The sequence below is a fragment of the Streptomyces spirodelae genome, assembly GCF_017676385.1.
Lineage (GTDB): Bacteria > Actinomycetota > Actinomycetes > Streptomycetales > Streptomycetaceae > Streptomyces > Streptomyces spirodelae.
The window spans coordinates 181,751-202,102 of sequence record NZ_JAFFZN010000002.1; the positions used below are offsets into that span (position 1 = coordinate 181,751).

The 20,352-nt window shown below is 71.6% G+C and carries 21 protein-coding genes; 7 read left to right on the forward strand and 14 right to left on the reverse strand.

The window, feature by feature from the left end; genetic code table 11:
* Positions 1 to 48: 48 nt before the first annotated feature.
* Positions 49 to 702 carry a TetR/AcrR family transcriptional regulator C-terminal domain-containing protein gene (locus JW592_RS03095; protein ID WP_209263284.1) on the forward strand — a complete coding sequence of 218 codons (654 nt, stop codon included), beginning with the start codon at positions 49 to 51 and terminating at the stop codon, positions 700 to 702.
* On the opposite strand, the gene JW592_RS03100 is transcribed toward JW592_RS03095, so the two are convergent.
* Entirely contained in the window at positions 671 to 1,114 is a 444-nt protein-coding gene (locus JW592_RS03100) for a MarR family winged helix-turn-helix transcriptional regulator (protein WP_209263285.1), read from the reverse strand. The genes JW592_RS03095 and JW592_RS03100 overlap by 32 nt on opposite strands.
* 88 nt (positions 1,115 to 1,202) lie before the next feature.
* On the opposite strand from JW592_RS03100, the gene JW592_RS03105 reads away from it, so the two are divergent.
* Both JW592_RS03105 and JW592_RS03110 read left to right on the forward strand, forming a co-directional pair.
* Positions 1,203 to 2,252 carry an NADP-dependent oxidoreductase gene (locus JW592_RS03105; RefSeq protein ID WP_209263286.1) on the forward strand — a complete coding sequence of 350 codons (1,050 nt, stop codon included), beginning with the start codon at positions 1,203 to 1,205 and terminating at the stop codon, positions 2,250 to 2,252.
* 130 nt (positions 2,253 to 2,382) lie between these two features.
* Positions 2,383 to 2,811: an organic hydroperoxide resistance protein gene (locus tag JW592_RS03110; protein WP_209263287.1), complete on the forward strand. Its 429-nt coding sequence runs from the start codon at positions 2,383 to 2,385 to the stop codon at positions 2,809 to 2,811.
* Between the two features lie 108 nt (positions 2,812 to 2,919).
* Here JW592_RS03110 and JW592_RS03115 read toward each other — a convergent pair whose 3' ends face one another.
* Positions 2,920 to 3,789, reverse strand: a complete 870-nt coding sequence (locus tag JW592_RS03115) for an SGNH/GDSL hydrolase family protein (protein WP_229375089.1) — start codon at positions 3,787 to 3,789, stop codon at positions 2,920 to 2,922.
* 403 nt (positions 3,790 to 4,192) lie between these two features.
* On the opposite strand from JW592_RS03115, the gene JW592_RS03120 reads away from it, so the two are divergent.
* Positions 4,193 to 4,687: a DUF3145 domain-containing protein gene (locus JW592_RS03120; protein WP_099880502.1), complete on the forward strand. Its 495-nt coding sequence runs from the start codon at positions 4,193 to 4,195 to the stop codon at positions 4,685 to 4,687.
* 137 nt (positions 4,688 to 4,824) lie between these two features.
* Positions 4,825 to 5,757 (forward strand): NAD(P)-dependent oxidoreductase, encoded by a 933-nt coding sequence (locus JW592_RS03125; protein WP_229375090.1) that lies wholly within the window; start codon positions 4,825 to 4,827, stop codon positions 5,755 to 5,757.
* 115 nt (positions 5,758 to 5,872) lie between these two features.
* Here the strand turns inward: JW592_RS03125 and JW592_RS03130 are convergent, their stop codons facing one another.
* The 5 genes from JW592_RS03130 to JW592_RS03150 form a co-directional block, all read right to left on the reverse strand.
* On the reverse strand, positions 5,873 to 7,138 hold the full coding sequence (locus tag JW592_RS03130; protein WP_209263289.1) for a beta-ketoacyl-[acyl-carrier-protein] synthase family protein: 1,266 nt from the start codon (positions 7,136 to 7,138) through the stop codon (positions 5,873 to 5,875).
* Positions 7,139 to 7,217: 79 nt separating this feature from the next.
* A complete protein-coding gene (locus tag JW592_RS03135; protein WP_209263290.1) occupies positions 7,218 to 7,466 on the reverse strand; it encodes an acyl carrier protein in 249 nt (82 codons plus the stop codon).
* Positions 7,467 to 7,536: 70 nt separating this feature from the next.
* A complete protein-coding gene (locus tag JW592_RS03140; RefSeq protein WP_209263291.1) occupies positions 7,537 to 8,571 on the reverse strand; it encodes a ketoacyl-ACP synthase III in 1,035 nt (344 codons plus the stop codon).
* A 22-nt stretch (positions 8,572 to 8,593) separates the two neighbouring features.
* Positions 8,594 to 9,541 carry an ACP S-malonyltransferase gene (locus JW592_RS03145; protein WP_209263292.1) on the reverse strand — a complete coding sequence of 316 codons (948 nt, stop codon included), beginning with the start codon at positions 9,539 to 9,541 and terminating at the stop codon, positions 8,594 to 8,596.
* A gap of 100 nt (positions 9,542 to 9,641) precedes the next feature.
* Complete coding sequence (locus JW592_RS03150) at positions 9,642 to 10,829, reverse strand: PucR family transcriptional regulator (RefSeq protein ID WP_209263293.1); 1,188 nt, start codon at positions 10,827 to 10,829, stop codon at positions 9,642 to 9,644.
* Positions 10,830 to 10,919: 90 nt separating this feature from the next.
* Here JW592_RS03150 and JW592_RS03155 point away from each other — a divergent pair, with 90 nt between their 5' ends.
* Positions 10,920 to 11,597 carry a pirin family protein gene (locus JW592_RS03155; RefSeq protein ID WP_209263294.1) on the forward strand — a complete coding sequence of 226 codons (678 nt, stop codon included), beginning with the start codon at positions 10,920 to 10,922 and terminating at the stop codon, positions 11,595 to 11,597.
* A gap of 16 nt (positions 11,598 to 11,613) precedes the next feature.
* Here JW592_RS03155 and JW592_RS03160 read toward each other — a convergent pair whose 3' ends face one another.
* Positions 11,614 to 12,426, reverse strand: coding sequence for a serine hydrolase domain-containing protein (locus JW592_RS03160; protein WP_209263295.1), 813 nt, complete (start codon positions 12,424 to 12,426; stop codon positions 11,614 to 11,616).
* Positions 12,427 to 12,520: 94 nt separating this feature from the next.
* Between JW592_RS03160 and JW592_RS03165 the strand changes: the two genes are divergently transcribed.
* Complete coding sequence (locus tag JW592_RS03165) at positions 12,521 to 13,024, forward strand: MerR family transcriptional regulator (RefSeq protein WP_209263473.1); 504 nt, start codon at positions 12,521 to 12,523, stop codon at positions 13,022 to 13,024.
* Here the strand turns inward: JW592_RS03165 and JW592_RS03170 are convergent.
* From JW592_RS03170 to JW592_RS03195, 6 genes are all read right to left on the reverse strand, one after another.
* A complete protein-coding gene (locus JW592_RS03170; RefSeq protein ID WP_209263296.1) occupies positions 13,003 to 14,247 on the reverse strand; it encodes an acyltransferase family protein in 1,245 nt (414 codons plus the stop codon). The two genes, JW592_RS03165 and JW592_RS03170, sit on opposite strands and share 22 nt — an antisense overlap.
* Positions 14,237 to 15,436: an alpha/beta hydrolase gene (locus JW592_RS03175; RefSeq protein ID WP_209263297.1), complete on the reverse strand. Its 1,200-nt coding sequence runs from the start codon at positions 15,434 to 15,436 to the stop codon at positions 14,237 to 14,239. The genes JW592_RS03170 and JW592_RS03175 overlap by 11 nt, the downstream gene beginning before the upstream one ends.
* A gap of 291 nt (positions 15,437 to 15,727) precedes the next feature.
* Positions 15,728 to 16,468 (reverse strand): response regulator transcription factor, encoded by a 741-nt coding sequence (locus JW592_RS03180; RefSeq protein WP_209263298.1) that lies wholly within the window; start codon positions 16,466 to 16,468, stop codon positions 15,728 to 15,730.
* Entirely contained in the window at positions 16,465 to 17,979 is a 1,515-nt protein-coding gene (locus JW592_RS03185) for a sensor histidine kinase (protein ID WP_372446442.1), read from the reverse strand. Before JW592_RS03185 ends, JW592_RS03180 begins: the two co-directional genes overlap by 4 nt.
* A complete protein-coding gene (locus JW592_RS03190) occupies positions 17,976 to 18,854 on the reverse strand; it encodes a DUF4429 domain-containing protein (protein ID WP_209263299.1) in 879 nt (292 codons plus the stop codon). Before JW592_RS03190 ends, JW592_RS03185 begins: the two co-directional genes overlap by 4 nt.
* 143 nt (positions 18,855 to 18,997) lie before the next feature.
* Entirely contained in the window at positions 18,998 to 20,257 is a 1,260-nt protein-coding gene (locus tag JW592_RS03195; RefSeq protein ID WP_209263300.1) for an alpha/beta hydrolase, read from the reverse strand.
* Positions 20,258 to 20,352 lie beyond the last annotated feature (95 nt).

Consider the following 20,352-nt stretch of genomic DNA (forward strand, 5'->3'; position numbering starts at 1 on the left):
CGATGATGCGAGCGGACAGATCGGGAAAGTCGGAAAGGTGGATATCCGGTGCCCGCACCGAAGAAGTTCAGCAGGGAGCAACTCGCCTCGGCGGCGCTGGAGCTGGCCGACGAGAAGGGGCTGGGCGGCCTCTCGATGCGCACGCTCGCCGCACGGCTCGGTACCGGCCCGATGACGCTCTACAACTACGTGGACGGGCGTGAAGGGCTGGAGTCGCTGGTCATCGAGGCGGTCGTCCGGCACGCCGACTACCCGCCGCAGCCCGCGGCGGACTGGCGCGAGGAGGTGCGTGCCCTCGCGGAGTCCTACTGGTCCACCATCCGCAGCCACCCCCAGGTGGTACCGCTGATCGTGGCGCGCCGGACCACCGACGAGGCGACCCTCGACTTCGGGGAGCGGATGCTGGAGGCCCTGGCCGAAAGCGGCAGATCCGGCCGGGATCTGCTGGTTGCCTTCCGGCTGGTGACCGGGTTCGTCATCGGTTTCACGCAGGGCGAGGCCGGGGCCGACTCCTTCAGCCTGACGGGCGGCTCGGCCCAGGAGGTGATCGAACGCGGCCGGACGCTCCCGGCGGAGCGCTATCCGCGCGTCGTGGAGATCGCCACAGCCTCGGCGCAGGGGGACCGCACCGAGGAGTTCCGGGCGGGTCTCGACCTGCTGGTGGCCGGGCTCAGCGCGGGGGCTCGCCCAGCATCCGCTTGAGCAGATCGCGCAGCAGCCTTCGCTCGGCGAGCGTGAGCTCCTGGAGGGGTTCGCCGGCGAAGTCCAGCTCGCCGCGCAGCCGCGCCGCTGTGTCGCGCCCTTCCTCGGTGGCCGCTGCGATCTTCACCCGGCGGTCGGCAGGGTCGGGTCTGCGCTCCACCAGCCCGCGCGACTCGAGACGGTCGACTATGCCCGTCACGTTCGACGGCTCGCACTTGAGGTGGCGGGCGAGCTGCCGCATCGGGGTGGGTTCCCGTGCCAGCAGGGCCAGGACCCGGGCCTGCGCACCGGTCAGCGCGTGCTCGGCAGCGGCCAGCTCGTACTCCTCGTGATAGCGCGCGACCACCGTGCCGATCAGCTCGGCCACCTCGATGGTGAGCGCGTCCGGGGTGCGACTCTCCGCTGCTGCCATGCGACCAGCCTAGCGCAATGCTTGACAACATGAAATATCCAGGAGCATGGTTGTTTCAGTACCTGAAGCAATTGCAGGAGGCGACACCGTGACCTCATCCGTATCCCCCGACTCCGCCGCGCATCAGATCCCGGCCACCGGACGGGCCTGGCATCTGACCGAGCGGCCGCAGGGCTGGCCCACACCGGACGGTTTCGCGCTGCGGGAAGAGCCGGTCCGCGCCCCGGCCGAGGGGCAGATCCTTGTGCGGAACATCCATCTGTCGGTGGACCCGTACATGCGTGGCCGGATGAGCGCGGCGAAGTCCTACGTGGAGCCCTTCAAACTGAACGAGCCGATGACCGGCGGCGCCATCGGCGTCGTACTCGCCTCCGAGGACCCCGGCTTCGCACCCGGTGACCATGTGCTGCACGACCTGGGCTGGCGGGAGTACGCCACGCTGCGGGCCAAGTACGCCACCAAGGTCGACGGCGAGGCCGCCCCGCTCTCCACCTATCTCGGTGTGCTGGGTATGCCGGGCCTGACCGCCTACGCGGGTCTGCTCCGGGTGGCCGACTTCAAGCCGGGTGACGCCGTCTTCGTCTCCGGCGCGGCCGGCGCCGTCGGCAGCGAGGTCGGCCAGATCGCCCGGCTCAAGGGCGCCTCCCGGGTGATCGGCTCGGCGGGCTCCGACGAGAAGGTCAAGGTGCTGACCGACGAGTACGGCTTCGACGCGGCCTTCAACTACAAGAACGGCCCCGTCGCCGAACAGCTCAAGGAGGCGGCACCGGGCGGCATCGACGTCTACTTCGACAACGTCGGCGGTGACCATCTCGAGGCCGCCATCGCCGCCATGAACGTGCACGGCCGGATCGCGGTGTGTGGAATGATCTCGCAGTACAACGCCACCGAGCCCACCCCGGCCCCGCGCAATCTCGCACAGATCATCGCAAAGCGCTTCCGTATGGAGGGGCTCCTGGTGATGGACCACTACGACCTCCAGCCCAAGTTCGTCGAGGAGGTCGCCCCCTGGGTGCGCTCCGGGGAGCTGAAGTACCGGGAGACTGTGGCCGAGGGCATCGACAACGCCCTGGACGCCTTCCTGGGCCTGCTGCGCGGCGAGAACGTCGGGAAGATGATCGTCACCCTGGATGCCTGAGCCCTGGCCGGACGGGGCTCCCGGCCGGGCTCCCTGCTCCGCCCGCGCACCGAGCGCCTACGCTGGTGCCCGCACCGGCGGGAACCTGGGCGCGAGTTCCCCCGGTCGTGCCATCAACAGGAGGACATCCATGGCAATACAGCCGATCGACGTCAAGTACACCGCCGTCGCCACCGCCGAGAACGGCCGTGACGGCCGCGTGGCCAGCGACGACGGCCAGCTCGACGTCGTCGTCAACCCGCCCGAGGCGATGGGCGGCAGCGGCGCGGGCACCGACCCCGAGCAGCTCTTCGCCGCGGGGTACAGCGCCTGCTTCCAGGGTGCGCTCGGCGTCGTCGCCCGCAAGGAGGGTGCCGACATATCCGGCTCGACCGTGACCGCCGAGGTCGGCATAGGCAACACGCCGGAGGGTGGCTTCGGCCTCACCGTCGCCCTGCGGGCCACGATCCCCAATGTGGACGAGGCCACGGCGAAGGATCTGCTGGAGAAGGCCCACCAGGTCTGCCCGTACTCCAACGCCACGCGCGGCAACATCGAGGTCGCGCTGCACGTCGCCTGATCCGGCTCCCGTTTCCGGGCCGCGAGCGCCGCAGCGTGGGCGGTGCTCCGCGGCCCGGCCCCGGGCCGGCGTCCCCGATGGTGCTGACCGCGCGGTGCTGCCCGGCGGCTACCTGGCGGAGCGTCGCGCGGTGATCTGCCCGTACGCCAGCTCGGCGAGGCTGCGCTGGCCCTCCTTGCTGGGGTGGAACCAGTCCCAGTTGCTCAGCTCGGCCCCCGTGAACCGGTAGTTGAAGACCGCCCCGTTGTCGTAGCGGCAGCGCAGGTCCTTGGCGCACTCCTGCTTGAGCACGGAGTTGTAGGCCACCACCCGGTCGTAGACCTGCTGCCGCCGCTCCTGGTCGGCCGTGGCCATCGACTGCGGGTCCTTGAGCATCGACTGGCAGATGCCGAGCCCCCACACCCGCTGCCCTATCGGGTTCTTCCTGCCCTCCCGCCACAGCCGCTTGAGGTTGGGGACGCTGGAGACGTACACCTGCGTCTTGGGCGTCTCGCTGCGCAGCGTTCGCAGCCCTTCGCGGAAGTCGGCACGGAAGTCCGCCACGGGGGTCATCTGCTCCACCGTGGGGCGGCAGGCGTCGTTGGCGCCGCTCATCACGGTCACCATGTCCGGCTTGTGTGCGGCGGCCCGGCGCATCTGTGCGGGCAGGTCGGCCATCACCGCGCCGCTGGCCGCGTAGTTCCAGCTCTCCTTCTCCGGATCGCTCAGCAGCCGCCGCGCCAGGCTGTCGACACCTTTCGCCGTGCCGGTGGACCAGGACACCTTGGTGCAGTCGGCCAGCAGGGAACATGCGTCGAACCCACGGGTGATGGAGTCACCGACCGCTGCCAGTGAGTCAGGGGCGCGGTCCCAGATCCGCCGTGGGGTGGATTTCGGGTGGGGGCGTGAGGAGTCTTCGGCGCGCTGCGCGCCGCGCTTGTCGCCTCCACCGGGGAAGCTGCCGCACGCCACTGCGAGCACCAGACCCGCTAGGGTCATCAGGGCGAAAGCGCAGATCGCGGTGGTGCGGGACCGTTTCGGCGCGGTGGGGCGCGCGCTCAGTGGACGTGCGTTCCCCGGCTTGCGGCTCTCCGTCATCCGACCCCCTGTTTCGCCCGTGCCCAACCGACGGTACGTCACCCACCGTGCGCCGCCTCGCGATAGCTTGTGCCGTGGTCGGTGAGCGGGTGAGCCGACCGGCACAGCGACTGGTAAATATTACCTCGCGTCACATACTGTCCCTTTCGGAGAGAATTGGGCGCAATGGTGTTTACTATTCGTAACCTCGGGAGCTGATAGGAAAGTGACCGGTGGTGCAAAATGTCAGGCGCTTTTCCGGCGCGTGACCGGTAGGTGATCGAGGCCGCCCGGTGGCGACCCTCGGAGCGCACTGGAGGTCCCGGTGACGACACGTGGAGTTCTGTACGTCCACTCGGCGCCCCGCGCCCTGTGCCCGCACGTCGAGTGGGCCGTCGCGGGCGTGCTGGGCGCGCGCGTCAACCTCGACTGGATCAGACAGCCCGCCTCTCCCGGCACCTGGCGTGCCGAGTTCTCCTGGCAGGGGGACCCCGGCACCGCCTCCAAGCTCGCCTCCGCGCTGCGCGGCTGGCATCTGCTCCGGTTCGAGGTGACGGCCGAGCCGTGTGCGACGGCCGAGGGCGAGCGGTACAGCTCCACCCCGGACCTCGGCATCTTCCACGCGGTCACCGGTATGCACGGCGACATCCTCATCCCCGAGGACCGGCTGCGCGCCGCCGTCGCCCGCGCGGGCCGGGGCGAGAGCGAGCTGGAGGCCGAGATCTCCAAGCTGCTGGGCAAGCCCTGGGACGACGAACTGGAGCCGTTCCGCTACGCCGGAGAGGGCGCGCCGGTCCGCTGGCTGCACCAGGTCGTCTGAGGCCGCCCGCGCCAGGTCGTCTGAGGCCGCCCACACCAGGTCATGGGGCCCGCCGTCGCACGCCGCACGCCTGAAGCCGGAAGGCGCGTATGCGTGCCGCTTGCCTTCAAGGGCGCTCGAACGCCTACCGTTCCCGCATGCCTGACGAATCCCGCATGCCTGACGAAACCTCAGTCGCAGTGCTCGGCACCGGCACCATGGGCGCCGCCATGGCCCGCAACCTCGCAGCGGCCGGGCTGCGGGTCCGTGCCTGGAACCGCACCCGCGCCCGCGCCGAACCGCTGACCGGCCACGGCATCACCGTCACCGACGAGGCAGCCGAGGCGGTACGCGGCGCCGGTACCGTTCTGACCTCCCTCCACGACGGCCCCGCCGTGCTGGCGGCGATGCGCGCGGCGGCGCCCGGCCTGGCCGAGGGCGCCGTGTGGGTCCAGGCCAGCACGGTGGGGCCCGCCGGACTGGCGCCGCTGGCCGAGTTCGCCGAGGCGCACGGGCTGCGCTTCCTGGACGCTCCCGTACTGGGCACCAAGGCGCCCGCCGAGGCCGGGGAGCTGACCGTCCTGGTCTCCGGGGGTTCGGGCAGCGCGCTCGTGCGCGAACGGACGGCTCCCGTCTTCGATGCCATCGGTACCAGGACCCTGTGGCTCGGCCAGGAGCCCGGTGCCGCCAGCCGCCTCAAGCTCGTGGTCAACAACTGGGTGCTCACCCTCATCAACGGCACCGCCGAGACGCTCGCGCTCGCCGAAGGGCTCGGTGTCGAGGCCGACGACTTCCTCGGTGCCGTCGCAGGGGGCCCGCTGGACGCGCCCTACCTGCAGGCGAAGGCCAGGCTCATCCTGGAGGGCGCCTACGAGGCCAGCTTCCCGCTCTCCGGCGCCCGCAAGGACGCCGAACTCATCGCGCGGGCGGCACGGGACGCCGGTGTGCGGCTGGACGCAACCCCCGCGATGGCCGATCGGCTGCGGCGCGCCGAGTCGCAGGGGCACGGCGGAGACGACGCGGCGGCCTCGTTCTACACCAGCTACGAGACCTCCGATTACGGCAGGGGCGATGCCCGGGGTTCCGCGTAGCAGCGCGCACGCCAGTGCGCGCCAGTGCATGAGCGCACCAGTGCATGAGCGCATGAGCGCACATGTAAGGGGCGGCCTCCCATGGAGACCGCCCCTTACCGGCACAGAGCCGGGATCACACCGTACGGAACGCCAGTACCACGTTGTGGCCGCCGAAGCCGAACGAGTTGTTCAGCGCGGCGATACGGCCCTCGGCCGGCAGCTCGCGCGCGGTGTCGCGCACGATGTCGCCGTCGGCCTCCGGGTCGAGGTTGTCGATGTTGATCGTCGGCGGGGCCGTGCGGTGGTGCAGCGCCAGCAGCGTTGCCACCGTCTCGACACCGCCGGCGCCGCCCAGCAGATGGCCGGTCATCGACTTGGTCGCCGCGATGCCCATGTGGTCGACGTCGTCGCCGAACACCTTGCGCAGCGCCTTCAGCTCCGCCAGGTCGCCCTGCGGGGTGGAGGTCGCGTGCGCGTTGATGTGCATGATCTCGGCCGGGTCCAGACCGGTCCTGGAGACCAGGTTCTGCAGCGCGTGCGCGATGCCGTTGCCCGAGGGTTCGGGCTGCACGATGTCGTGGCTGTCGGCGGAGATGCCCTGGCCCACGGCCTCGGCGTAGATCCGCGCCCCGCGCCGCCGGGCGTGCTCGGCCGACTCCAGCACGATCACCCCGGCGCCCTCGCCGAGCACGAACCCGTTGCGGTCCACGTCGTAGGGGCGGGAGGCGCCCTGCGGGTCGTCGTTGTTCTTGGACATCGCCATCATGTTGCCGAACGCGGCGATCGGCAGCGGATGTATGGCCGCCTCGGTGCCGCCGGCGACCACGATGTCGGCGCGGCCGGTGCGGATCATCTCGATCGCGTACCCCACCGCTTCGGAGCCGGAGGCGCAGGCGCTGACCGGGGTGTGCACCCCGGCCCGGGCGTTGACCTCGAGCCCGACGTTGGCCGAGGGACCGTTCGGCATCAGCATCGGCACCGTGTGCGGCGACACACGGCGAACGCCCTTGTCGCGCAGTACGTCGTACTGGTCCAGCAGCGTGGTCACGCCGCCGATACCGGAGGCCACGACGGCACCCAGCCGGTCCGGGTTGACGGAGGCGTCCTCGCCGGCCCGGGCGGTGAAGCCCGCGTCGGCCCACGCCTCCCGGGCCGCGATCAGCGCGAACTGCGCCGAGCGGTCCAGCCGCCTGGCCTGGGGACGGGGAATGCTCTCACCCGGCTCGACCGCGGCCCGCGCCGCGATGCGTACCGGCATGTCGGCGGCCCACTCCTCCTCGAGCAGTGCGACGCCCGAGCGCCCGGCGACGAGCCCTTCCCAGGTCGATGCGCTGTCGCCACCCAGCGGTGTGGTTGCGCCGATACCGGTGACGACCACGGTGTCATTGGTCGCGTTCACTGGAATTCTCTCCACGGTAGGGGGTGACTCGTTTGAGCCACCCACACGCCGGGTGGCGACAAACGCGTCAAGGGATGTCTCAGCTCTGGTGCTTGAGGATGTAGTCGGTCGCGTCGCCGACGGTCTTGAGGTTCTTCACGTCGTCGTCCGGGATCTTGACGCCGAAGCGCTCCTCGGCGGCGACGACCACCTCGACCATGGACAGCGAGTCCACGTCCAGGTCGTCCGTGAAGGACTTCTCCAGCTGGACGTCCTCGGTGGGGATACCGGCGATCTCGTTCACGATCTCGGCGAGGCCCGAGACGATCTCTTCCTGCGTGGCGGCCATTGCGGCGCTCCTTCGTATTCGGTGAGTCCGCAGCGCCCGACCCTGTCGTACGGGGCTGCTCGGATCTTGACTAGGGGAGGGTAACGACCGTGGCGGCGTACACGAGACCCGCCCCGAAGCCGATGACGAGGGCGGTGTCGCCGCTCCTCGCCTTCCCCGTCGCCAGCAGCCGCTCCATCGCCAGTGGGATGGAGGCAGCCGAGGTGTTGCCCGTGGTCTCCACGTCGCGGGCGACCGTGACGTGTTCGGGCAGCTTGAGGGTCTTCACCATCGAGTCGATGATCCGCATGTTCGCCTGGTGCGGGATGAAGACGTCCAGGTCCTCGGGAGTTATCCCGGCCGCGTCCAGGGCCTGCTGCGCGACCTTGGCCATCTCGAAGACGGCCCAGCGGAAGACCGTCTGGCCCTCCTGCCGCAGGGCGGGGAACTTCACCGAGCCGTCCTCGCCCAGCGGCAGCTGTGCCACGTCGCCCACCCGGAAGCCGTCCCACGGGATGGTCTGCGAGATGACGTCCCGCTTGTCGCCCTCCGAACCCCAGATCGAGGGGCCGATGCCCGGCTCGTCGGAAGGGCCGACGATGACGGCTCCGGCGCCGTCCCCGAACAGGAACGCGGTGGAGCGGTCGGTCAGATCCGTCAGGTCCGAGAGCCGCTCGGCGCCGACCACCAGCACGTAGTCCGCGCTGCCCTCGACGACCAGCCCCTTGGCCAGGGTGAGGCCGTAGCCGAAGCCGGCGCAGCCCGCGTTGATGTCGAAGGCCGCCGCCTTGCGCGCGCCCATCCGGTCGGCGATCTCGGTGGCGATGGCCGGGGTCTGCTTGAAGTGCGAGACGGTCGAGATGATGACCGCGCCCACCTGGTCGGCGGTGATCCCGGCGTCGGCCACGGCCTTGCCCGCGGCCTCCAGGGTCATCTCGGCGACCGTCTCCTCGTCGTTCGCCCAGTGCCGGGTCGCGATCCCCGAACGGGAGCGGATCCACTCGTCCGAGGAGTCGATGTGCTTGAGGATCTCCTCGTTCGGTACGACGCGGGTCGGTCGGTATCCGCCGACGCCGAGAATGCGCGCGTACGGTGAGCCCTGCGCGGGCTTGATCTTCGCGGTCATGCTTCTCGGGACTCCTTGGAGGTCAGGCGGACGTGTGAGCGGCGAGCAGGTCCCGCGCCGCGGCGAGGTCGTCGGGCGACTTCAGCGCCAGCGTCCGTACGTCCGGCAGGGCGCGCTTGGCCAGGCCGGTCAGGGTGCCGCCGGGGCACAGCTCGATCAGCGCGGTGGCCCCCAGCTCCTGGAACGTGTCCATGCACAGGTCCCAGCGCACCGGCGCCGAGATCTGGTGCACCAGGCGGCGGACGACCTCGGGCCCCGACTCGACGACCTGGCCGTCGAAGTTGGAGACATAGCGGGTCAGCGGGGCGCCGGGGGCGACGTCCTCGACGGCCGCCTCCATGGCGGGCAGCGCACCGGCCATGTGGTCGGTGTGGAAGGCTCCGGCGACCTTCAGCGGGACGACCCGGGCCTTCTCGGGGCGGTTCTCCGAGAGCGCGGCGAGCTGCTCGGCGGTACCGGCGGCCACGATCTGGCCCGCGCCGTTCCTGTTCGCGGGCGTCAGGCCGAGCTTGTGCAGATGCCCGGTGACCGTCTCCGGGTCGCCGCCCAGCACGGCGGACATCCCCGTCTCGGTCACGGCGGCGGCCTCGGCCATCGCCCTGCCCCGGGCGCGCACGACGCGCAGCGCCTCCAGCGGGGTGAGGACACCGGTCAGCGCGGCGGCGGCCAGCTCGCCCACGCTGTGGCCGGCCAACGCGCCGATGCCGGCGGCCCGGCCGGGCGCGTCCTGGGTGGGTTCGCCCTCCAGCAGTTCGTACGCGGACAGCAGGCTGGTGGCGACCAGCAGCGGCTGGGCCACGGCCGTGTCACGGATCGCCTCGGCGTCGGCCTCGGTGCCGTAGTGCACCAGGTCGAGGTCGATGGCGGCCGACCACTGAGCGAGCCGGTCGGCGACGCCGGGGAGTTCGAGCCAGGGGGTCAGCAGGCCAGGCTTCTGAGCGCCTTGGCCGGGAGCGACGAGTACGAGCACTCTTTCACTCTCTCCTGTGGGCACGGGTCTCGGCCGGTGGGGACCGAGACGAAGAACAGTGAGGGGAATTGTGGACCCTCGACAAAAGACGCCCGACAGCTTACGGCTGACCGGGGAAGTCGGCGAGACGCCCCAGGATCAGCGCGATACGCAGGGTGAAAGCGGAACGTACATCGGAAGGCGACCAGCCGGTGACGTCCGTCACACGTCGCAGCCGGTAGCGGACGGTGTTGGGGTGCACGAACAGCATCCGCGCGGCACCCTCCAGGCTACTCGCCTGTTCCAGGTAGACGCTGAGCGTCTCCAGCAGCGCCGACCCGGCCTCCTCCAGCGGTCTGTAGATCTCCTCCACCAACAGCTCCCGCGCCACCGGGTCACCCGCCATCGCGCGCTCCGGAAGCAGATCGTCCGCGAGCACCGGACGGGGCGCGTCCGGCCAGGCCGCGCACGCCTTCAGGCCCGCCATCGCCGCCTGTGCCGAGCGGGTCGCCGCCAGCAGATCGCCGACCACGGGACCGGCGACCACAGGGCCGGCCGCGAACGGGCCGATCAGCGACTTGGCCGCCTTCAGCGGGTCGTCCGAACCGCCCGCGATCACCACCAGCCGACTGCCCAGTACACCCGTGAGCACCTGGAGCTTGGCGTGCCGGGAGGCGCGCCGGATCGCCTCGACGGTCAGTTCGCTGTCGCCGTCCGGCGCGGTGCCCAGCACCACGGCCACATGCTCGGGCGAGTTCCAGCCCAGCGCCGCCGCACGCGAGACCGCTCCCTCATCCGCCTCCCCGGAGAGCACCGCGTTGACGACCAGCGACTCCAGCCGGGCGTCCCACGCGCCGCGCGCCTCGGCGGCCTGCGCGTAGACCTGCGCGGTGGCGAAGGCGATCTCCCGCGCGTACACCAGCAGCGCCTCGCGCAGCACCGCCTCGTCCCCGGGCGCCGCGACCTCGTCGATGGCCGCCTCGACGACCTCGATCGTGGTACGCACCATCTCCACGGTCTGCCGCAGCGTGATCGCCCGCGTCAGCTCGCGCGGCGCGGTGCCGAACACATCGGTGCTGATGGCCTGCGGCGTCTCCGGGTGCCGGAACCACTCGGTGAACGCCGCGATACCCGCCTGGGCGACCAGGCCGATCCACGAGCGGTTCTCCGGTGGCATCGCCCGGTACCAGGGCAGCTGCTCGTCCATCCGCGCGATGGCGGCGGCGGCGAGCTTCCCTGAGGACTGCTCCAGACGGCGCAGGGTGGCCAGGTGGGGGTGCTGGGATGGTGGGTCTGTGGCTTCGGGCACGGGACAAGCCTGCCTTACCGGATGCCTTTCAAGGGCGCGGGGGGCGGACCGGGACTTTGCGGGCAGCGGGCCGGGGCTACCGTGGAGCGCATGCAGCAGGTGGTGTGGCGGGCCGAGGACCGGTACCGGGGCGGCGACCAGCGGGCCGGGATCGACACCCGGCACGCCTTCTCCTTCTCCGGCTACTACGACCCCGACAACGTCGGTTTCGGGCTGCTGGTGGCCTGCAACGAGGAGCGCCTCGCACCGGGCGCCGGGTTCGAGGAGCACCCGCACCGCGATGTGGAGATCGTCACCTGGGTCGTCGAGGGCGAGTTGGAACACCGCGACTCCACCGGCGGCGCCACCGTCGTACGCGCAGGTGACGTGCAGCGGCTCGGCGCGGGCAGCGGCGTGCGGCACACCGAGCGGAACGCGGGCGACACCCCGCTGCGCTTCGTCCAGATGTGGCTGGTGCCCGGCGCGTTCGGCACCGAGCCCGAATACGAGATCGTCCGCGGCATCGCGGACAACACCCCTTTCGCGCTGCCGCGCACCGAAGCCGTGCTGCATGTGCGGCGGCTGGCCGACGGCGAGCGCACGGCCGTGCCGGACGCCGCTTTCGTGTACGTCCACGTGACGCGCGGCACGGCCCTGCTGGACGGTACGGCGCTGGCCGAGGGCGACGCCGCCCGGCTGACCGACCAGGGCGCCACGCGTGAACTGCGCGCCGAGGGCAGTGCAGAGGTGCTGCTGTGGGAGATGCACGCGGAGCCCGGCTACGGCTGAGCCGCGCCCGCCGCCGCTACCGCAGCTCGGCCAGGACCGCGTCGGTGAACGGCGTCCACGCCTCCACGGCCCACGGGCCGAAGTCGCGGTCGGTGAGCGCCACACACGCGGCACCCGCCTCCGGGTCCACCCACAGGAACGTGCCGGACTGGCCGAAGTGCCCGAAGGTGCCGGGCGAGGACGCCTCGCCCGTCCAGTGCGGGGACTTGGCGCCGCGGATCTCGAATCCCAGGCCCCAGTCGTTGGGCTTCTGGTTGCCGTAGCCAGGCAGCACACCGTTGAGCCCGGGGAAGACCACACGGGTCGCCTCGCGCACCGTGGAGGGGTCCAGCAGCGCGGGGGACTGGAGCTCGGCGGCGAAGCGGACCAGGTCGGTGAGTGTGGAGACGGCGTCCTTGGCGGCCGAGCCCTCCAGCTCGGTGGCGGCCATGCCCAGCGGGTCGAGCACACCCTCGCGCAGATACTGCGGGAAGGGCATCTCGGTCGCCTTGGCGAGATGGTCGGCCAGAGTCTCGAAACCCGCGTTCGAGTAGATCCGGCGGGTGCCGGGCTCGGCCATGGAGCGCTGCTCGTCGAAGGCGAGACCGGAAGTGTGAGCCAGCAGATGCCGCACCGTCGAACCCTCGGGACCGGCCGCCTCGTCCAGCTCCGCGGCGCCCTCCTCCAGCGCCATCAGCGCCGCGTAGGCGGTCAGCAGCTTGGTGACGGAGGCCAGCGCGAACCGCTGGTCGGCCGGACCGTGCGTGCCGGCCACGGTGCCGTCGGCGCGTACGACAGCCGCCGCCGCTGTGGGCACCGGCCAGTTCTCGATCATCCGCAGGCTGTCCATGGCACCGAGCCTAACGGCATCGATTTGCCGACGATTTTGCCCTTGCTTGGAGTGCACTCCAAGTCCATAGCGTTCACTTGTGACCGTGACGCAGATGGAGAACCCCCGCACCCCGCAGCCCCGCTCACCGCGGCAGTGCGCCGACGGCGGAGCCGTCCACCCCAGGCCCGACGGTCAGGACAGGTACACGATCAGCGAGGTGGCGGCGCTGAGCGGGCTGAGCGCGCACACGCTGCGCTGGTACGAGCGGATCGGCCTGATGCCGCACGTGGACCGCTCCCACACCGGGCAGCGGCGCTTCACCAACCGCGACCTGGACTGGCTGGAACTCGTCGGCAAACTGCGGCGGACCGGGATGTCCGTCGCCGACATGGTGCGCTACGCCGAGATGGTGCGCCGGGGCACCGAGACATTCGCGGAGCGCAAAGAGCTCCTGGAGGCCACTCGCCAGGACGTGCTCACACGTATCGCGGAGCTGCACGACACCCTCGCCGTCCTCGACTACAAGATCGACATCTACGCGGAGAAGACCGGGGAACTCCCCGCGACCCGCGCCGTCCTCGCCCACACCACACCTCAGACCACGGCGAACGCGTAGAGCGCGAAAGCGGCGGCCAGCGCCCCGGCAGCCGCCCGTGCGCCCCGCCCTGCGCCGTACCACGGGGCCTCGAACCGGCGGGTGACCCTGCCGATCGCCACCAGCACCACGGCGAACACCGGCAGCCACACCAGCCGGGCCGCCACCCAGCCGAGCGAGTCGGGCGCCGTCGTCAGCCCCGGCACCACACCCAGCCGGGCAGCGGGCACCGCTGCCGCCAGCATGGCCGTCTGGTGCCAGCACAGGATCGTCATCGCCGACAGATTCACCACCACCACAGGCGCCCACCGCGCGGGACGGCGCAGCAGACGGCCGATGCGCTCCCGTAGCAGCACCGCCGCACCGCACTGCGCGGACGCGAGCGCCGGCACCAGCAGTGACGGGGGATGCGAATTGGTACGCGCCTGCCCGGGAACGCCCACCATGGACGCCGGATAGCCGAAACCGAGCAGCAGCACGGCGAACAGTGCAGCACCCCCGACGCACAGCACGGCGGCACCCTTGCGCCCCAGCCTGCCGACGCCCCAGCAGACACCCAGTTGATAGCCGAACAGCCACCCCGGCAGCAGGTTCACCAGACCGAACCAGGACGGCATCTGCTGTGCCACAACGCCGTAGCGCAGAAAGTCCACCACAGCGACCGTCCCCAGCAGCGGCACAGCCGCCCCTGCTCCCCACCGCCGCGCCGCCCGCACGCAGTACGGCGTCAGCGCGGTGACACCCGCGTAGACGGCGACGAACCACAGCGGCTGCACCACCAGCACCGCCGCCGTGCGCAGTGTCGCCTGCGGCACCCCGCAGAACGCCAGCACAGGCAGCAGCCCCGCCCATACGGCGGTGACGCCGAGCACGGGACGGCCCAGCCGCACCAGCCGGCCACGCAGCCAGTGCCCGGCGCTCTCGCCCCGCTCGGTGGCGCGCCGCAGGGAGAGCACTGAGGAGTAGCCGCCCACCAGGAAGAAGATGCCCAGCAGTTGCAGCATCCAGCTCAGCGGCGCGAAGAAGCCGAACGTGGCGAGCGGGCTCGCGTTGTGCAGGGCTCCTTGCGGGCCGCGGGTGAACCCGCCGAGCATCCAGTGCCCCAGGGGCACGGCGAGCAGCGCCAGTGCGCGCAGCCCGTCCACCGCACGGTCACGGTGCGGTGGAGTACGTTCCTCGATACGGCGGACGGCTTTTCGCGCCTGGTGCAGCAGCGGGCGCCGTGCAGTCGTCTCAGCGGGCATCGGCGCACTCCTGGGAGGCGGGCGCGCACCGGATGGAGCCGTAGGCGCGCAGTACGATGGCGGCGAAGTTGTCGAGCGAGTCGGTGCCCGGCTTCAGATAGCCGCTGTGCCCGTCGGCCCGTGCCGCTGTGACGACACGGGCACCGAATCCGGCGTCCGTGGGGTCGGCGCCGTGTCCCAGTCCGAGCACCTCGGCATTGGGCACGCGGCCGATCCAGTCCTCGGCGGCCCGGGCCGCCCAGACCGGCACCCGGGTGTGCAGCCCCTCCACCGAACCGACGCGCATCCCGGGGGAGCCGAAGACGATCAGGTCGGCAGCGTCCGAGCTGTCGAGCCGTGGTGCCGCCCGGCCGCAGACCACCGAGCCGTAGCTGTGGCACAGCACCGCGGGAGCGGGCACCCCGGTCCGCCGTAGCCCGCGCAGGAAGCGCACCAGCCGGGGAGCACCGGCGTTCGCGAGCCGTGCCGTGGCGGCGTCCGGGCCGAGGCCGACGGGGGTGGTGTAGCCGACCCACGCGACGACCGCGGTACGGGTGTGCGGAGCGAGTGCCGCCATCCGGTGGCGCAGCGCGGTGGCCATCCCCGCGGGCTTGCCGTACCGGTTCTTGCCACGGCCGTCGTAGGTGGCCAGATCGATGTCCGAGCCGGGTACGACGACAGCGGTCCGGGTGGCGTGCGCCAGATCCCCGTACACCTCGGCGACCTGGCCACGGGCGCGCGGGTCGAAGGCGAGGATCTGCCGTCCCGGAGCGAGCAGTTCGGCGTACCGCTCGGCCTTCTCGCGGGCCTCCCGGCGATCGGCCCGCGTCAGCCCGCCCTCCCCGGCCCGGCCCCGCGCCCGCGCCAACTGCGCCCGCCGCTCCTCCTTGAGCGCCACCCTGTTCGCCTGGTAACGGATACCCAGGGGGGCGCCGTCCAGGTTCCCCACCGTCAGCGGGTGCCGCCGCACAAGCGCCCGCCGCTCACTCTTCCCGAGCCCCGCGAAGAACGCGGCGACTCTTTCGGGGCTCGCGGTTGCGGGGTCCGGCAGCGTGCGCCCCAGCGAGTGGTCGGCGCGCCAGGCGGCGGCGCCCGGCGCCGGCCCTGTGACGGGCGTCTGCTCCGTCCCGCTGGTGACACCTGCTGTCGCGGCGAAGATCCCCGCGACGAGCGGGGTGACGAGCAGTGCACGCTTGCGGCGGCGCTTCATACGGTCCCTCCTCCCACCGCCGTTCCGGAGTCTCCGAATGGCGACAGGAGGAGAGTGCGGGCCCGGCTGTGCGCAGGTCGTCACACCGCGGAGCCAATCGCGGAGTGCTACCGGGGTAGGGGGTGGAGGAGAGCGCTGCCGACGCGTCTGCGGGGCGGATGCGTCGGCAGCTCGGACACCTTGGGGGGCGGATGCCTCGAGGCCGGACGCGTCGAGGGCGGACGCGTCGAGGCCGGACGCGTCGAGGCCGGATGCGTCGACGGGTCCTACGAGGGCGGGTTCGGGTCGGCGCTACTGGTCGTGGTCGCCGGGTGCGACCAGCCCCGACTCGTAGGCGAAGATCACCGCTTGGGCCCGGTCACGCAGCCCCAGCTTGGCGAAGATACGGCTCACATGGGTCTTCACCGTCTGTTCGGCCAGCACGAGAAATTCCGCGATCTCGGTGTTGGACCGGCCGCGTGCCACCAGTTCCAGCACCTCGGTCTCCCGTTCCGTCAGCGCGTTCAGCCGCACCTCGGGCCCCGAGGTGCGCCCCTTGCGCGGGGCGTGCCCTGATCGCTGTTTGGCGAACTCAGCGATCAGCCGCCGGGTCACCGAGGGGGCCAGCAGTGCCTCGCCCTCGGCCACCACCCGTACCGCGGCGATCAGATCGGCCGGTGGCGCGTCCTTGAGCAGAAAGCCGCTCGCGCCCAGCCGCAGTGCCTCGTAGACGTAGTCGTCCACGTCGAAGGTGGTCAGCATCAGCACCTTGGGCTGGTGGGTGACGCCGGGCGGCGGATCGAGGAGCTGCTGCGCCGCCTCCAGACCGTTCAGCCGTGGCATCCGTACGTCCATCAGCACCACGTCCGGGTGGGCACGGCGGCACAGCTCGACGCCCGCCACGCCGTCGGGCGCCTCGCCCACCACGTCGATGTCGCTCTGGGCGGCAAGCAGGGCCGCGAACCCGGCACGGACCATGGCCTGGTCGTCGACGATGACCACGCGGGTCACCTGGTCCGATGGGAAGGCGCCGGGGGCGCCAATGCCGTTCATTCGGTCGCGGAGCCCTTCGTCTTCTTGGTCTTCTTCGAGCGGATCTTCTTCGAGTGCGTCACCTGCGAGTGCGTCACCTGCGAGTGCGTCGTCTGCGAGTGCGTCGTCTGCGAGTGCGTGCCCTCGGCTTCGGCCCCTTCCGCTGTGCCGTGCGGTTCGTCGTCCAGGGCTGCGGGCGGCGGGTCCAGCGGGAGCCGCGCTGCGACGCGGAAGCCGCCGTCCGGCAGCGGGCCGGCCTCCAGGCTGCCGCCGACCAGCCGCACCCTCTCCCGCATGCCGACCAGACCGTGTCCGGTCCCGCTGGTCTCCAGCGGCGCGGCCTCCGGCTCCGGGGAGGGCCCGTTGACGACCAGGACGGACAGGAAGCCGTCCGGCGCCGTCACCGAGACGCGGGTCCGGGCGCCGGGCGCGTGCCGTACGACGTTGGCGAGCGCCTCTTGGACGATCCGGTACGCAGACAGCGTCACACTGGGCGCCGGCCCGGAGCCGGACGCCTCGCCTGCCGCACCGTCCTCGCCCTTGCCCTCGTCCTCGTCCTCGTCCTCGTCCTCAGGGAGGGTGATACTCAGTTCGGCGGGGACGCCGGCCCGTACGGTCGCCTCCACGAGTTGTTCCAGCCTGTCCAGACCGGGCTGCGGTGCGCGCTCCCCTCGGGTTTTCTCGCTCCGCAGGACGCCCAGCAGACGACGCATCTCGCTCAGCGACTCGCGTGCCGTCGCGGCGATGGAGCCGAACTCCTCACGTGCCTGAGGGGGCAACTGGTCGATCCGGTAGGGAGCGCTGTCCGCCTGGACGGTGATGACCGACATGTGGTGTGCCACCACGTCGTGCAGTTCGCGTGCGATACGGGCGCGCTCTTCCAGCAGTGTGCGCTGGGCGCGCTCCGCCTCGCTGATGGTCTCCTGTTCGGCCAGCCGCCGCTGTGCCTCCGCCCGCTCCCGCAGTGCGGCACCCAGCAGCAGTACGACACCGCTGAGCACGATCAGCAGGACGTTCGTCCCCTCGCTGCGCTCCGGTGCCAGCTGTCCGAGCGTGAGCGAGGCGACCACGGTGAGCAGCCAGACGGACAGCAGGGTGCGGCGGCTCTCGCGCAGTGCCAGCGCCAGGCAGAGCACCAGGTATCCCACGATCACCGTGGGCGGCCAAGGCCAGGGGCGGCCCGCGTTCCCGTCGGCGGTCAGCAGGGCCAGCGCGCCCAGCAGGTCGGCGGTGAAAATGATCCACCAGGCGGGCAGCGGTCTGGTCACGGCCAGCAGCAGGGGTGCGGCCTGAGCCACGCCCAGCGCGCCGGCGAGACCGCCGTGCAGCCTGTAGTCGTGCGCGAGCACCTGAATACTGGAAGGGAGGAGCGAGACGGCGAACACGAACGTCACCGCGTAGGGCAGCAGCCGTACAGCGCGGGAGGAGGCGTGCGCCAGCAGCGGCTCGTCGGAGGCGGCGGGCACGATCAGCGCCATGCCGAGCGAGCGCAGACCGTCGCGCAGCCGGGGCGCGACAGCGCGTGTGCTCACAGCTCCGCCAGCAGCTCCGCCTTCTTGGCGGTGAACTCGTCGTCGGTGAGCAGCCCGGCGTCGTGCAGCTCGCCCAGGTGCCGGATGCGCTCGGCCACGTCGGCCGGGTCGGAGCGGTGCGGCTTCGGCGGCGCAGGCGCGGAGCAGGCGCTCGCCGGCTCCCGCACCGGGTCGGCCGCGCGTACCGCCTCCAGGACCGAGGCGGCGAAGGGCAGCGATTCGTAGACGGGGCCGTAGCCGAGGCCGAACACCACGGAGGCCGGGTCCTGGTCGGCCTCCGCGAGCATCTCGGCTCCGCGTGGACGCAGCCGCAGATGGCCGCTGAGCCCCTCCGGGGAGCGCCATTCGACGTCCTCCAGCTCTCCCACGGGGAAGAACTGGTCGCCGGCTTTCCATTTGGCCGTGGAGGCGCCCGTCCAGAACCAGCGGAAGGCGACGACCTTGCCGTCGAAGGACGCCTTGCCGTCGTACGCCTTGAAGCTCTGCGGCGCCGCCGGAGCGGCGACCAGGTAGCGCTCGGCGGGTTTGGCCGCGTCCGCGGGCAGCGCGTCGCGCAGCTCGGTCGCGTAGTAGTCAGCCAGCGTCTCGCGCTCCGCCGGCAGCACCAGGCGGTAGGGGTCGCTGCTCTCCTTGAGCTGTCCCGCGGCGGCCTCCAGCAGCGGGTCCGCGCCCTCGCGAGGCACGGCGCGCAGCACGACGGTGCCCCGCTTGCCCCCCGGGGCCAGCTCGACGGCGCTCAGCGCCTCGTACGGAACACGCCGCTCTCCGAGCACCTGGAAGAGCTTCGGTGTGCGAATCCCCCGTTCGAAGCGGATGAGCACGGAGTCCGGTTCGAACTCCCAGGTGGAGTGAATTCCAGCCAGTACGTCACCCATGTGGGCCATCGTATGCGGCTGCCGCCTGTCCGTCCCCCCTCCGCCGCTCTCCGCGACGCTACGCGCGCTGATTCGGTGCATACGGCCTCCCGTGCCGGCTCGGACAGGGTGTCCCAGGACGCCTCGTGCGCCTGTGCGTGATGTCAGGACACGCTTGGGACGAAGGAGCACTTCGGGTCGGAGGAGTGGCATCTGAGGTCCCGGTAGGAGCCGGTTCCGATCGCGGCGAAGTTGGCGAGGCTGCCCGTGTGCGGCACGAAGTAGCCGGTGTGGCCGACGGCGCCGCGGGCCGACAGGCGCCGCGCCCCGAAGGCGTCCGAGACCGGGTCGGCGCCGTGCCCGAGCCCGCCGACGTCCATATGGGGCACGTCGGCGATCCAGTCGTCCCTGTCGCGCATCGCCCAGACGCGGGCGCGGGTGCCCAGCTGTGCGGCGTTGTCGACGCGCATCCCGGGGCTGCCCGCGACGGCGATGTCGGTGACGCTGTCCGGCACCTGGTGCGCTGCCACCCCGCAGACCACAGAGCCGTAGCTGTGGCAGATCAGCGCGATCCCGGGAGAGGCGCCGGCCGAGGTGGCAGGCAGGGCGCGCAGCAGCTTGTTCAGTCGTACGGCGCCGTCCTGGGCCGCGGCCCCGGAGGCGGCGTCCACGCCGAGCCCCTCGGGCGCGGTGTAGTCGGCCCAGGCGATCGTCGCCGTACGGGTGCCGGGGCGGGCGGCGTGCTGCTGCCGCTGCAGTGACTCGGCCATGCCGACCGGTGCCGAGTACTGCCGTGCCGACTTCTCGAAGGACAGCAGGTCGGTGTCGACCCCGGGGACGACCACCGAGACGCGCCGTGCCTTCCGCAGGTCACCGAAGACCTCGGCGGCCCGGCCGCGTCCCGTCGGGTCGAAGGCGAGGATCTGCCGCCCGGGGCGCAGCATCGACTCGAAGCGGTGCATCCGCTGTCCGGCCTGGTCGCGGCCCTCGTCCGTCAGCCGCTGGTCCCGCATCCGCTTGCGCTCGATGTCACGTGCCTGGAGCAGCGCGGTGTGGTTGGCCCGGTAGCGCAGCTGCAGGGGAGCGCCTCCGAGGTTGCCCACGACCAGCGGGTAGCGCGTCGCGAGGGTGCGCTGCTGTGCTGCGCTCAGCTGGCCGAAGTAGCGGGAGATGCGGCTGGGGGAGGCGTCCGGGTCGGGCAGCGGGCGGCCGGCGAAAGAACCCTTCTCCCAGGCGTGCAGTGCCGTCGCGCGGGGGCCGGCATCGGCCTGGTGCTTGCGGACCGCTGTCCAGCCGGTCGTCGCCAGCAGGACGAAGACGACGGCCAGGGCGAGCAGCGCGCGCCAGGCCGTGATGCCCGGGGCTCCCGGCGCGGGGACGCCTGATCCGGACAGCGGGCTGCCTAGTGCGGAGAAGTAAGTCACTGGGGCGACACCTTAGGAGATGCCGGGCGGAGGTCCCGCATTGATGGGTGCCCAGTGAGTCATCTCACGTTTCGTACTCCGCTGTCGGGTCAGTG